The sequence below is a fragment of the Colwellia aquaemaris genome, from assembly GCF_057548755.1.
Map to the genome: position 1 here is coordinate 1 of NZ_BAAJLV010000007.1, position 12262 is coordinate 12262.

Sequence of the window (12262 nt, forward strand, 5' to 3'; positions counted from 1 at the left end):
CAAGCGGCCTTTTTTGTTTTTCAGATACTTGAACAATGTCATTTCGAAGGGCGTTTTTTTAAACACGTATAGTAGAAAAAAGGCCACGAAGAAGTGACCTTTAGACGTTGAAACTATTGCTTAGCTGCCATTCCTAAACACTAAATTGATTGACAACCGTAGAGAGAGAATTTGACTGATTAGATAAGCCAGCAAGACTGTTGCGCATGGTACTAGATGCTGCAACGGTGTCGTCAGTAAGAGACCTGACATTTTCAATGTTTTTTGAAACATCGTCGGCAACCGTCGCTTGCTGTTCTACCGCATTAGCAATCTCGAATGTTTGACTTTGAAACTGATTAATAACTTCGGCGATATCAGATAGCACCTGTTGAACCTGTTCCGTTAGTTGAACGCTGTTTTCCGCCTCAGTACAACTCGCCTCCATCACTTGCACTGCATTGGCTGCTGTTGTTTGTAGTTCATCTATAATTCCCTCAATATTAGCTGTAGACTCTTGTGTACGAGATGCCAAAGTACGTACTTCATCGGCAACGACAGCAAAACCTCGTCCTTGTTCACCAGCTCGAGCTGCCTCTATCGCTGCGTTCAAGGCCAGTAGGTTAGTTTGTTCTGCAATACTACGGATCACAGTAACTACATCGCCGATACTTTGTGTGCCAGCTTTTAGTTGCTGGACGACATTCGAGGCATTATCGACATTATCAGATAGTTTTTGCATACCTGATGTTGCTTGCTCAACCACATTAGAACCCAATGACACTTTTTCTTCGGCGCTAGAAACTAGCTCTTTTGATTGATTGGTATTACTTGATATTTCTACGCTGGTTTGTGCCAATTGAGTCGCAGCAGCCGCTACTAAATCTATTTCACGTTTTTGTGACTCTACAATGCTGGCCGTATTGCGACTGATCACTTCTGTTGCTTCGGACGAAGAAGTAACATCTTTCGTAATAGCAACAGTCTTTTGTACTAACTCTTGAATAGAGTCGACAAATATATTGAATTCATCAACGAGCTGGCCTATTTCGTCGTTTTTCAAAGGGGCTATTCTTTGGGTAAGGTCTCCATCCCCTTCAGCAATATCTTTCATTGCATTCTGTAAACGGGTTATGCGTTTTACAAAAGGCAGGACTGTTAACCATACCACTAAAGATATCATGATGATTATGGCGATAACGATAATGCTAGACGACCAGAATGCGTTCCGTACAGGTTCGGTAATGAGGCGCTCGGGAACTAGAAAACCAAGTTTCCAGTTCATCATAGGGTAATCACTTTTAACTTCATTAAAAATAACTTGATACTTTTCTCCCTGCCAAGTGACCATAGCACTGCCATTTGCTTGTTGTGCAAGGGTCATTTGCAATTTGTCGAAGCCACTCGTATCGGTAAATTCATTTTCTATACTTTGCATCGAACTGCCGGGCTTAAAGGTATTATTAAAACCTGGGAAAAATACTAATTTGCCAGTATCAGTGATCAAGAAAGCGTCACCTTCACCTTTGTATTTGATATTTGATAATAAATCTTCACCAATGGTGCTGATCAGAATATCCATACCGCCGATGCCGAGTAATTTGCCATTAGGCAGATAATAAGGCGAGGTGATCGTTGCAGATACTGAACCGTCATTATTATCGACAGCAGGCTCTGTAACATACATTTTTCCTTTGCTTATACCATTTTCCCACCAAGGGCGTTTATTCGTAAAATAAGTTGCATCATCGTAACGACCATTTAAATCAAAGTACTCATAGGTATTCGCACTACCAAAAAAAACACTTTTTATTGCCGGATCTTGAGTTGAAAAGTATTTAAAATAACGAGTTACATCTTGATATGATTGATTGCTACTAATATCACTAAGCCTATTTTGATATTGGCTAAACCAATCAATTACCTGTGGGCTTGAAAAGACACTGTGATTAATTTGCCCTTTGGCGACGAAAAACTCTTTCACTTTTGTCGATTGTAAGGTGACAATGTTCTCAATATCGCTAATTAGCTCTTTACGGGTGCTATCACTAATATTTGATAATATGAAATATGAGGTCACTATCAGCAAAACAGCTACGGTACTTGAAATTGTAATGACCAGCTGACGCATAATAGAGCGGTGTATAAATTTGAACATCTTGATTAGAGCCTATTATTATAATTATTATATATGGGTCACAATTTATATTACTGATTTAAATTGTGCTTAGAAACTCTACCACGTGAATTGTTTTATGGCTAGAAAATGTACGGTTGATGTTGACTGTATTTTAGGCAAAAAAAAGGATGCCGAAGCATCCTTTTAATAATAATTAGCAAGAATTATTATTTTTTCTCGTTACGCTCTTTAACTTCAGCAATTACTGTTTCAGCAACGTTTTGAGGTGCTGCAGCGTAGTGGCTGAATTCCATAGAGAATTGACCACGACCTGAAGTCATTGTACGTAAGTGACCAATGTAGCCAAACATTTCTGAAAGTGGAACGTCAGCCTTGATGCGAACACCGGTAGTGCCAGCTTCTTGGTCTTTAATCATACCACGACGACGGTTAAGGTCACCGATAACATCACCAACGTGATCTTCAGGAGTAAATACGTCTACTTTCATTACTGGTTCAAGTAATTGTGCACCAGCCTTAGGCATAGATTGACGGAATGCACCTTTTGCTGCAATTTCGAAAGCTACTGCCGATGAATCGACTGCGTGGAAACCACCATCGAATAATTCAACTTCAACATCTAGTACAGGGAAGCCAGCAACAGGACCTTCTTCCATCATACTCTTGAAACCCTTCTCGATTGCTGGGAAGAATTCTTTAGGTACGTTACCACCAACAACTGATGATGTGAAAGTAAAGCCTGAGTTTTGCTCGCCTGGCTTGATGCGGTAATCAATCTTACCGAATTGACCAGAACCACCAGATTGTTTCTTGTGTGTATAGCTATCTTCGATCTCTTGCGTGATTGTTTCACGGTATGCCACTTGTGGTTTACCAACTACTAGGTCAACACCGTAAGTACGCTTAAGGATATCTACTTTGATATCTAAGTGAAGCTCACCCATACCTTTAAGGATGGTTTCACCTGAGTCTTGGTCAGTTTCAACTTTAAACGTTGGATCTTCAGCAACCATTTTACCGATTGCGATACCCATTTTCTCAGAGCCACCTTTATCTTTAGGTGCAACAGCAATCGAGATTACCGGCTCAGGGAATACCATAGCTTCAAGCGTACATGGTTCTTTAACAGAACATAAAGTATGACCTGTTTGAACATTCTTCATACCAACGATTGCAAGAATATCACCCGCTTGTGCTGAAGTAAGTTCAGTACGGTCTTCAGCTTGCATCTCAACCATACGGCCGATACGTTCAGTTTTACCTGTGAATGAGTTAAGTACAGTATCACCTTTGTTCAAAGTACCTGAGTATACACGCACGAATGTAAGGGCACCGAAACGGTCATCCATAATTTTGAATGCTAAGGCGCGGAAAGGTTCTTCTGCATTAACGATAGCGAATTCACCAGTAGGCTCACCTTCTTCGTCAGTTAACGGCTGAGGAGGTACTTCAGTTGGAGAAGGTAAGTAGTCAACAACAGCATCAAGAAGAAGTTGCATACCTTTGTTCTTGAACGCTGAACCACAGTAAGTTGGGAAGAATAACAATTCGTTAGTACCTTTACGGATACACGCTTTGATTTGCTCTTCTGTTGGGTCAAGTTCACCTTCAAGGTATTCCATTAATAGATCTTCGTCAGCTTCTAATGCAGTTTCAATTAGTTGCTCACGGTATTCAGCTGCTTGCTCAACCATGTCAGCTGGAATATCTTCAACTTTGTAGTTCTCAGGTTGACCTGAATCATCCCAGATATATGCTTTTTGAGATAATACGTCTACAACACCAACGAAATCATCTTCTTCACCAATTGGTAAAGTCATAACAAGTGGGTTAGCACCTAGTACGTTTTGAACTTGGTCTTTAACGCGGAAGAAGTTAGCACCTAAACGGTCAAGCTTGTTTACAAAAATTAAACGAGCTACTTTAGATTCGTTAGCATAGCGCCAGTTAGTTTCTGACTGTGGCTCAACACCACCAGAACCACAGAATACACCGATGCCGCCATCAAGTACTTTTAATGAACGGTAAACTTCAACTGTGAAGTCAACGTGACCAGGAGTGTCAATTACGTTAAAACGGTGTTTTTTCCACTCACAAGTAACAGCAGCAGACTGGATAGTAATACCACGCTCAGCTTCTTGTTCCATGAAGTCAGTTGTTGACTCACCGTCATGTACTTCACCAATCTTATGGATCATACCAGTTAATTTAAGGATACGTTCAGTTGTTGTGGTTTTACCCGCATCAACGTGAGCGAAAATACCAATATTTCTGTATTTTGATAAATCTGCCATTACTTTACTCTATATAATGTGTGACTAAACCCCGCAAATAGCGCGGAATTGATGAAAATTTGCGCGGGAGTATACCATTACTTTTATCAAATCGACATAAAAATTATTGAAGTTTACAAAATATCCTAAGATAGCGAGAGAAAATTGAACAATATAGTCAACTTGATGTTGAATTTTACATCAGCAAATTTACGCTTGCTCTTTTTCCTATATAATAAGCAGAACAACTGCAAAGATTATTGGTTGTGATAAAGCCTAGTATTATGAAAGTAAAGCCTCAATTAAAGCGAAGAACAGATAATGGTTGAAATTATCATCTGTCTCTGTATAATACGCCTCCACGTCGAGCTCGGCTCTTCGTGTTTTATTAGTTAATGTATTACTTTTTTAAGTAGTAGTTAACACACAGCAGCTCCGATTTGGAGTTGAATGTTATAGCGATACTCCCCCCTTTTACATAAAAAAGGTGATGGGCAGTATTTTGTTGTTCTTTAAAATGGGGATTTGTTTCATGACAAATCAAAGAATTCGCATTCGTTTGAAAGCGTTCGATCATCGTTTGATTGATCAATCAACAGCTGAAATCGTTGATACTGCTAAACGTACTGGCGCACAGGTTCGTGGTCCAATTCCACTTCCTACTCGCAAGGAACGTTTCACAGTTCTGATTTCTCCACACGTTAACAAAGATGCACGTGATCAGTACGAAATTCGTACGCACAAACGCATGATTGATATCGTAGAACCAACTGAAAAGACTGTAGATGCATTAATGCGTTTAGACTTAGCAGCTGGTGTTGACGTTCAAATCAGCTTGGGTTAATAGGAGTTTTAACATGACTATAGGTCTAGTTGGACGTAAAGTGGGTATGACTCGCATCTTCTCTGAAGATGGTGTATCTACTCCTGTAACCGTCCTAGAAGTTGAAGCGAACCGTATTGCTCAGGTTAAAACTGTTGACAATGATGGTTATTCAGCGCTTCAAGTTACTACGGGTAGCAAGAAAGCTAATCGTATAAACAAGCCAACTGCCGGACATTTCGCTAAGGCTGGTATCGAAGCAGGTCGTGGCCTGTGGGAATTCCGCTTAAACGAAAACGAAGGTGAAGGTCTTGAAACTGGCAGTGAAATCACTGTTGAGTTATTCAACGACACTAAATTAGTAGACGTAACCGGTACTTCGAAAGGTAAAGGTTTCCAAGGTGGTATTAAGCGCTGGAATTTCAGCATGCAAGATGCTACTCACGGTAACTCTATCTCTCACCGTTCAAACGGTTCAATCGGCCAGTGTCAAACACCAGGTCGTGTTTTCAAAGGCAAAAAAATGTCTGGTCATATGGGTGCTGCGAAAGTTACTACGCAAAACCTTGAATTGGTTCGTGTTGACGCAGAGCGTAACTTGCTCCTTATTAAAGGTGCGGTTCCAGGTGCTATCAACGGCAACGTAATCATCAAACCAGCTGTTAAAGCCTAGTCCAGGAGATTTGTGATGGAATTAGCATTAAAAGACGCTTCAGGCGCTCTTGAAGTTTCTGAAACAACTTTTGGACTTGAGTTTAATGAAGCTCTTGTACACCAAGTAGTAGTTGCTTATGCAGCTGGTGCTCGTGCTGGTACTCGTGCTCAAAAGACTCGTTCAGAAGTTAGCGGCGGTGGCGCAAAACCATGGCGTCAAAAAGGTACTGGCCGTGCTCGTGCTGGTACTACTCGTGGTCCAATCTGGCGTACTGGTGGCGTAACATTCGCTGCTAAGCCACAAGATCACAGCCAAAAAGTTAACCGTAAAATGTACCGTGGTGCGATTAAAAGCATCCTTTCTGAGTTAGTTCGTCAAGAACGCTTGGTTGTGGTAGAAAATTTTGCAGTTGAAACACCAAAAACTAAAGAGTTAGTAGCTAAACTAAACGGTTTGGAGTTAAAAGACGTATTAATCGTTACTCCAGAAGTTGATGAGAACTTGTTCTTATCAGCACGTAACTTATACAAAGTTGACGTTCGTGACGTAGACGGTATTGACCCAGTTAGCTTGGTTGGTTTCGAAAAAGTTTTGATGACTGCTACTGCAGTTAAACAACTTGAGGAGATGTTAGGATGATAAGCGAAGAACGTTTGTTAAAAGTGCTTTTAGCACCGAACATTTCTGAGAAAAGCACTATGGCTGCTGAAGCAAACAACACAGTTGTTTTCAAAGTTGCTACTACTGCTACTAAAGCTGAAATCAAAGCAGCTGTTGAGAAACTTTTCGAAGTTTCAGTTGAAGGTGTTCGCACATTAAATGTTAAAGGTAAGACAAAACGTACTGGTGCTCGTTTTGGTCGCAGAAGCGATTGGAAAAAAGCATACGTTACTCTTGCTGAAGGCAGCGACATCGACTTCGTCGGCGCGGAATCATAGGAGTTTACGAAAATGGCTATTGTTAAATGTAAACCTACTTCTCCGGGTCGTCGCCACGTTGTTAAGGTGGTTAACGCGGAGTTGCATAAAGGTAAGCCTTACGCACCATTATTAGACACTAAGTCTAAGTCTGGTGGTCGTAACAATACAGGTCGTATTACAGTTCGTCACGTTGGTGGTGGTCACAAGCACCATTACCGCATGATCGACTTTAAGCGCACTAAAGATGGTATCCCTGCAAAAGTTGAGCGTTTGGAATATGATCCAAACCGTAGTGCAAACATTGCACTTGTACTTTACGCAGATGGTGAACGTCGTTACATCTTAGCCCCTAAAGGCTTAAAAGCTGGTGATTCAATCCAGTCTGGTGTAGATGCTCCTATTAAAGCGGGTAACACTTTACCACTTCGCAACACACCATTAGGTAGTGTTGTTCACGCAATCGAACTTAAGCCAGGTAAAGGTGCTCAAATTGCACGTGCCGCTGGTACTTATGCTCAGTTAGTAGCGAAAGACGGTGCTTATGTCACTTTACGTCTTCGCAGCGGCGAGATGCGTAAAATTGAGTCAGATTGTCGTGCTACTTTAGGTGAAATCGGCAATGCTGAACACATGCTTCGCTCTTTAGGTAAAGCAGGTGCTTCACGCTGGCGCGGTGTTCGCCCAACTGTTCGTGGTGTTGCCATGAACCCAGTTGATCACCCACACGGTGGTGGTGAAGGTAAAACATCAGGCGGTCGTCACCCGGTATCACCTTGGGGTGTACCAACTAAGGGTTACAAGACTCGTAAGAACAAGCGTACCGATAAGTTTATCGTACGTCGTCGTACTAAATAGTACTTTTAATTAAAGAGGAATCACCATGCCACGTTCTCTCAAGAAAGGTCCATTTATTGACCTACACTTGTTGACGAAGGTAGAGACAGCGGTGGAAAGCGGGAATAAAAAGCCAATTAAAACTTGGTCCCGTCGTTCAATGATCATACCTAATATGATCGGATTGACCATTGCCGTCCATAATGGCCGTCAACACGTACCTGTATTTGTAACTGATGAAATGATCGGTCACAAATTAGGTGAATTTGCACCAACTCGCACTTACCGTGGCCATGTCGCGGATAAGAAAGCGAAGAGATAGGGGAAATTAGATGGAAGCTATTGCTAAACATAAATTTGCCCGCGGTTCAGCGCAAAAAGCACGTTTAGTTGCGGATCAAATCCGTGGCGAGCACGTTGAAAAAGCACTTGAAATTTTAACTTTCAGCAACAAATCTGCTGCTGTTTTAGTTAAAAAAGTACTTGATTCAGCTATTGCTAACGCAGAACATAATGAAGGTGCAGACATTGATGAGTTATTCGTTAAAACTATTATGGTTGACGATGGTCCAACAATGAAACGTATTAAGCCTCGTGCGAAAGGTCGCGCGGATCGTATCCTTAAGCGTACAAGTCACATTACTGTGATTGTATCTGATAGCTAGGAGATATTAGAATGGGTCAAAAAGTCCATCCAAATGGTATTCGCTTAGGTATCACGAAACCTTTCGCGTCTACTTGGTTTGCAAGTAGCAAAGATTTCGCAGATAACTTACACGGTGACCATTTGGTTCGTGAATACTTATCTGAAAAGCTTAAGCGTGCATCATTATCAAAAATCGTAATTGAGCGTCCAGCTAAATCTATCCGCGTTACAATTCACACGGCTCGTCCAGGTGTTGTAATCGGTAAGAAAGGCGAAGACGTAGAAAAATTACGTTTAGCGGTTTCTAAAATTGCTGGTGTTCCTGCTCAAATCAACATCGCTGAAGTTCGTAAGCCAGAAATGGATTCGCAGCTTGTTGCTGACAGCATCGCTAGTCAATTAGAACGTCGTGTAATGTTCCGTCGTGCAATGAAACGTGCAGTACAAAACGCAATGCGTTTAGGTGCTAAGGGTATCAAAGTTGAAGTTAGTGGTCGTTTAGGCGGTGCAGATATTGCACGTTCTGAATGGTACCGTGAAGGTCGTGTTCCATTACACACTTTACGTGCTGACATTGATTACTCAATCGCACGTGCTGATACCACTTACGGTGTTATCGGTATCAAAGTATGGATCTTTAAAGGTGAAGTAATTGGTAAAATGCCATTGCAAGCTGAGCAACCAGCAGCTAAGCCTAAAAGAAAATCTAACCGTAAGACCAGTAAGTAGAGGAATAAGTAATGTTACAACCAAAACGTACTAAATTCCGTAAGCAATTTAAACTGCGTAACCGTGGTCTTGCACACACTGGTAGCTCAGTTAGCTTCGGTACTTTCGGGTTAAAATCAATGGAACGTGGTCGTATGACTGCGCGTCAAATTGAAGCGGCTCGTCGAGCAATGACTCGTCACGTGAAGCGTCAAGGTAAAATCTGGATCCGTGTATTCCCTGATAAGCCAATTACTAAGAAGCCTCTTGAGGTTCGTATGGGTAAAGGTAAAGGTTCAGTGGAATATTGGGTATGCCAAATTCTTCCTGGTCGTGTTCTTTATGAAATGGAAGGTGTTTCGGAAGAATTAGCACGCGAAGCATTTGCTTTAGCAGCAGCTAAACTTCCTTTCAAAACAACTTTCGTAACTAGAACGGTGATGTAATGAAAGCAAGCGAATTGAAAGAAAAAAGCATTGAAGAGCTAAACGCTGAATTGCTTGAATTGCTACGCGAACAGTTTAACTATCGCATGCAAGCAAGCACTGGCCAATTAGCACAAACTCATTTGCTAAAACAAGTACGCCGTAATATCGCGCGTGTTAAGACTATCATAACTGAAAAGGCAGGTAAGTAATGAGCGAAGCAAAAATTCGTACACTACAAGGTCGCGTTATCAGTGACAAAATGGATAAGTCTATCACTGTCCTGATCGAACGTCGTGTTAAGCACCCAATCTACGGTAAGTTCATGACGCGCTCAACTAAGTTGAAAGCGCATGATGAAACAAACCAATGTACAGCGGGTGATTTAGTAACTATTCGTGAATGTGCACCTATTTCTAAGAGCAAATCTTGGACTTTAGTTGACGTTGTAGAAAAAGCTTAATCGCTGACTCTATTTCACAATAAGTACTTTGAAAAGGCTCTGCTATGGCAGGGCCTTTTTGTTTAAGATATAAAGCTAGCGCACAGTTAAACTTTTGCCATAATGCTACTTCCCTATATTTATTCTAATACTGCAAATCATAAATTCTACAGCTATTGAATTTCTAAATTTTATCCTTATCTATATTATTCCACTTACTGAAAGTGTACTTTTGTTACCTCTTTATTGAAGGATAAAGACACTGAAATACGCCAGTGGTTATTTTTTAGCTAAATAAAGTACCACTTTTAGATAACTGGTGTTATAATCTCGCGCCCGTTCGTTGTGAGCGGGTGGAAAAAGGCAGTGACGGGTCGAATTTTTGGCCTTAAATTTCTATCTTTTTATATGTGTAAAAGATAATTAGCGGAGCAATATTAAATGATCCAAATGCAATCACAATTGAACGTGGCTGATAACAGTGGCGCTCGTCGTGTACAATGTATAAAGGTTCTTGGTGGCTCGCACCGTCGCTACGCACGCATTGGCGATATCATCAAAATTGCAGTGAAGGAAGCAAATCCTCGCGGCAAGGTAAAAAAAGGTGATGTTTTAACTGCGGTAGTGGTGCGCACAAAGAAAGGTGTTCGTCGTACAGATGGTTCAACTATCCGTTTTGACGAAAACGCGGCTGTAATGTTAAATGCTAACTTACAACCAATTGGTACTCGTATTTTCGGGCCTGTGACACGTGAACTTCGTAATGAGAAATTTATGAAGATCGTATCATTAGCACCAGAAGTACTATAAGGAGTCACGATAATGGCATCTAAGATTCGTCGTGATGATGAAGTAATCGTACTTGCAGGCAAAGACAAGGGCAAAACTGGTAAAGTTACTAAAGTTCTTGTTGAAGACAGCAAAGTATTTGTTGAAGGTATCAACTTAATCAAGAAACACCAAAAACCTGTACCTCAGTTACAGCAGCCTGGTGGCATTGTTGAGAAAGAAGCACCTTTACATGTTTCCAACGTTGCGATTGTTAACCCAGCTACTGGGAAAGCAGATCGTGTTGGTTTTAGAGTTGAAGACGGCAAAAAAGTTCGTTTCTTCAAATCTAATAACGAATTAATTTAATTGGAGTAAACGATGGCGAAACTGCATGATTTTTACAAAGATACAGTTGTAGCTGAACTTCAAAAGAAGTTTGACTATAAAAGTGTCATGCAAGTCCCTCGGATTGAAAAGATCACCCTTAATATGGGTGTTGGTGAAGCAATTGCCGATAAAAAGGTATTAGAGCACGCCACAAATGATCTTACTGCAATCTCAGGTCAAAAGCCGGTCACGACAGTAGCACGCAAGTCAGTTGCGGGCTTCAAAATTCGTGAAGGCTACCCTATTGGTACAAAAGTAACTCTACGTGGCGAACGTATGTGGGAATTCTTAGAGCGTTTAATCTCTATTTCAATTCCTCGTATCCGCGATTTCCGTGGCTTGAACCCTAAGTCATTCGATGGTCGTGGTAACTACAGCATGGGCGTACGTGAGCAAATCATCTTCCCGGAAATTGATTACGATAAAATCGATAAAATCCGTGGTATGGATATCACTATCACTACAAGTGCGAAGAACAACGAAGAAGGTCATGCATTATTGACTGCTTTCAACTTCCCATTTAAGAAGAAGGTGTAGAGTTATGGCTAAATCGTCAATGAAAGCTCGTGAAGCAAAAAGAGCTAAACTAGTTGCACAGTACGCTGAAAAGCGCGCTGCGTTAAAAGCAATCATCTCTGGTGTTGATTCTTCTGAAGAAGAGCGCTGGGATGCTGTATTGAAACTTCAAAGTTTACCACGCGACTCAAGTTCGTCACGTCAACGTAACCGTTGTAATGTGACTGGCCGTCCACATGGTTACTTGCGTAAATTCGGTTTAAGCCGAATCAAGTTGCGTGAAGCAACTATGCGCGGTGAAGTTCCAGGTCTTAAGAAAGCTAGTTGGTAATTCACGGGAGTAAATGGTTATGATGACTGATCCTATCGCGGACATGTTTACACGCATCCGCAACGGTCAATCTGCAGCTAAAACTGCAGTTACAATGCCATCTTCAAAGGTTAAAGTTGCAATTGCTAACTTGCTTAAAGAAGAAGGTTACATTTCAGAATTTTCAGTTGCTGAAGGTGTTAAGCCAGAGCTAACTGTAGAATTGAAATATTTTGAAGGTAAAGAAGTAATCGAAACAATTAAACGTGTTTCTCGTCCAGGTCTTCGCGTATACAAAGGTGCTCAAGAGTTACCTAAAGTATTAGCGGGCATGGGTATCGCTATTATTTCTACTTCTAAAGGTCTAATGACTGATCGCGCCGCTCGCAATGCGGGTCTTGGCGGTGAAGTTATTGGTTTCGTAGAGTAAAGG

18 protein-coding genes are annotated in these 12262 nt (G+C 41.2%); 16 read left to right on the plus strand and 2 right to left on the minus strand.

Going from position 1 to position 12262, the window contains the following annotated elements; all coding sequences use genetic code 11:
- Positions 1-133: 133 nt before the first annotated feature.
- Complete coding sequence (locus AC27HL_RS16290; RefSeq protein ID WP_487082116.1) at positions 134-2137, minus strand: methyl-accepting chemotaxis protein; 2004 nt, start codon at positions 2135-2137, stop codon at positions 134-136.
- A gap of 188 nt (positions 2138-2325) precedes the next feature.
- Complete coding sequence (fusA, locus tag AC27HL_RS16295; RefSeq protein ID WP_487082117.1) at positions 2326-4413, minus strand: elongation factor G; 2088 nt, start codon at positions 4411-4413, stop codon at positions 2326-2328.
- A 511-nt stretch (positions 4414-4924) separates the two neighbouring features.
- Between fusA and rpsJ the strand changes: the two genes are divergently transcribed.
- The 16 genes from rpsJ (at position 4925) to rpsH (ending at position 12259) form a co-directional block, all read left to right on the plus strand.
- Positions 4925-5236: a 30S ribosomal protein S10 gene (gene rpsJ / locus AC27HL_RS16300; protein ID WP_130601364.1), complete on the plus strand. Its 312-nt coding sequence runs from the start codon at positions 4925-4927 to the stop codon at positions 5234-5236.
- A 13-nt stretch (positions 5237-5249) separates the two neighbouring features.
- A complete protein-coding gene (gene rplC / locus AC27HL_RS16305) occupies positions 5250-5888 on the plus strand; it encodes a 50S ribosomal protein L3 (protein WP_487082118.1) in 639 nt (212 codons plus the stop codon).
- Between the two features lie 15 nt (positions 5889-5903).
- Positions 5904-6509, plus strand: coding sequence for a 50S ribosomal protein L4 (gene rplD / locus AC27HL_RS16310; RefSeq protein WP_487082119.1), 606 nt, complete (start codon positions 5904-5906; stop codon positions 6507-6509).
- On the plus strand, positions 6506-6808 hold the full coding sequence (gene rplW / locus AC27HL_RS16315) for a 50S ribosomal protein L23 (RefSeq protein ID WP_303455051.1): 303 nt from the start codon (positions 6506-6508) through the stop codon (positions 6806-6808). The genes rplD and rplW overlap by 4 nt, the downstream gene beginning before the upstream one ends.
- A gap of 12 nt (positions 6809-6820) precedes the next feature.
- Positions 6821-7645: a 50S ribosomal protein L2 gene (gene rplB, locus AC27HL_RS16320; protein WP_085284013.1), complete on the plus strand. Its 825-nt coding sequence runs from the start codon at positions 6821-6823 to the stop codon at positions 7643-7645.
- A 25-nt stretch (positions 7646-7670) separates the two neighbouring features.
- The gene (gene rpsS, locus AC27HL_RS16325) at positions 7671-7946 is read left to right on the plus strand and encodes a 30S ribosomal protein S19 (RefSeq protein WP_077287496.1); all 276 of its coding nucleotides are present in this window, start codon (positions 7671-7673) and stop codon (positions 7944-7946) included.
- A 10-nt stretch (positions 7947-7956) separates the two neighbouring features.
- Positions 7957-8289: a 50S ribosomal protein L22 gene (rplV, locus tag AC27HL_RS16330; RefSeq protein WP_487082120.1), complete on the plus strand. Its 333-nt coding sequence runs from the start codon at positions 7957-7959 to the stop codon at positions 8287-8289.
- 11 nt (positions 8290-8300) lie between these two features.
- Positions 8301-8999, plus strand: coding sequence for a 30S ribosomal protein S3 (rpsC, locus tag AC27HL_RS16335; protein WP_487082121.1), 699 nt, complete (start codon positions 8301-8303; stop codon positions 8997-8999).
- Between the two features lie 11 nt (positions 9000-9010).
- Complete coding sequence (rplP, locus tag AC27HL_RS16340; protein ID WP_085301057.1) at positions 9011-9424, plus strand: 50S ribosomal protein L16; 414 nt, start codon at positions 9011-9013, stop codon at positions 9422-9424.
- On the plus strand, positions 9424-9615 hold the full coding sequence (rpmC, locus tag AC27HL_RS16345; protein ID WP_085284009.1) for a 50S ribosomal protein L29: 192 nt from the start codon (positions 9424-9426) through the stop codon (positions 9613-9615). The genes rplP and rpmC overlap by 1 nt, the downstream gene beginning before the upstream one ends.
- Positions 9615-9866, plus strand: coding sequence for a 30S ribosomal protein S17 (gene rpsQ / locus AC27HL_RS16350; RefSeq protein ID WP_487082122.1), 252 nt, complete (start codon positions 9615-9617; stop codon positions 9864-9866). The genes rpmC and rpsQ overlap by 1 nt, the downstream gene beginning before the upstream one ends.
- Positions 9867-10286: 420 nt before the next feature.
- Entirely contained in the window at positions 10287-10655 is a 369-nt protein-coding gene (rplN, locus tag AC27HL_RS16355; protein ID WP_077287485.1) for a 50S ribosomal protein L14, read from the plus strand.
- A gap of 12 nt (positions 10656-10667) precedes the next feature.
- Positions 10668-10982 carry a 50S ribosomal protein L24 gene (gene rplX / locus AC27HL_RS16360; RefSeq protein ID WP_487082123.1) on the plus strand — a complete coding sequence of 105 codons (315 nt, stop codon included), beginning with the start codon at positions 10668-10670 and terminating at the stop codon, positions 10980-10982.
- Between the two features lie 12 nt (positions 10983-10994).
- On the plus strand, positions 10995-11540 hold the full coding sequence (rplE, locus tag AC27HL_RS16365) for a 50S ribosomal protein L5 (RefSeq protein WP_487082124.1): 546 nt from the start codon (positions 10995-10997) through the stop codon (positions 11538-11540).
- A 4-nt stretch (positions 11541-11544) separates the two neighbouring features.
- Positions 11545-11850 carry a 30S ribosomal protein S14 gene (rpsN, locus tag AC27HL_RS16370; RefSeq protein ID WP_487082125.1) on the plus strand — a complete coding sequence of 102 codons (306 nt, stop codon included), beginning with the start codon at positions 11545-11547 and terminating at the stop codon, positions 11848-11850.
- A gap of 19 nt (positions 11851-11869) precedes the next feature.
- Positions 11870-12259, plus strand: coding sequence for a 30S ribosomal protein S8 (gene rpsH / locus AC27HL_RS16375; protein WP_487082126.1), 390 nt, complete (start codon positions 11870-11872; stop codon positions 12257-12259).
- The last annotated feature ends 3 nt before the right edge of the window (positions 12260-12262 follow it).